The following is a 791-nucleotide window of genomic DNA, read 5'->3' on the forward strand; positions in this document are numbered from 1 at the left end:
GTCCATGATCGTCACGAGGTAGAGAAATCCCCGTTTTATGGGGATATACGTGATATCGGCACACCAAATATGGTTGGGCCGGTCGATGATCAGATCCCGCAGCAGATACGGATATTTCCGATGCTCCGGATGGGGCACACTCGTGCGTGGCTTCTGATAGATCGCCCGCAGGCCCATGCTCGCCATGAGCCGCCGGACACCCGCTTGCGACCGACTTCATGTCCCAGGCGGCGCAGATGCCATGTCATCTGCCGGGAGCCATAATAATACGGCGTTTCCAGGAACTGGGCGTCGATCAGCCGCATTAACACCAGATTGGCCTCGCTCTGTGGCACAGGCCAATAACGCCCGACAGGTTGAGGTGCAGCAGTGTGCATTGCCGGATGATCGGCAGGCGCGCTCGCTTCGGGTCAATCATCTGCCGCCTCTGATCACGCCCAACCGAACAGAGGCATCGCGTAAAAATCCCGTTCCACGAGACGCTCGCCTATCTTCGCGTGCAGTTTCTCGACATCAGCAGGGCTGATCGGGGGCTCAGACACTGTCTTCCCGGAAAAGCTCGCCGCCATCCCCTCGATCGCCTGCCGTTTCCATTGAGCGATCATCGTCTGATGCACCCCATGTTTCGATGCCAGTTCCGCCAGCGTCAGCTCCCCACGGATCACTTCCAGGGCAACCCGTGATTTGAACTCCGCCCCATACCTCTCGCGCGTAACCTTGCCCATAAAACCCGTCCTCTTTCAGGTCGGATTATAGCTTAGACACCTGTCCAAAAAATGGGGTCCACCTCT

Annotated in this window: 1 pseudogene; it reads right to left on the reverse strand. The window is 57.8% G+C overall.

Annotated elements, in window-relative coordinates:
* Nucleotides 1–725: pseudogene (locus tag HK24_RS13485) on the reverse strand (IS3 family transposase); the annotation flags it as partial.
* Nucleotides 726–791 lie beyond the last annotated feature (66 nt).

It is taken from the genome of Gluconobacter sp. DsW_058 (genome assembly GCF_002153615.1).
Classification (GTDB): domain Bacteria; phylum Pseudomonadota; class Alphaproteobacteria; order Acetobacterales; family Acetobacteraceae; genus Gluconobacter; species Gluconobacter cerinus.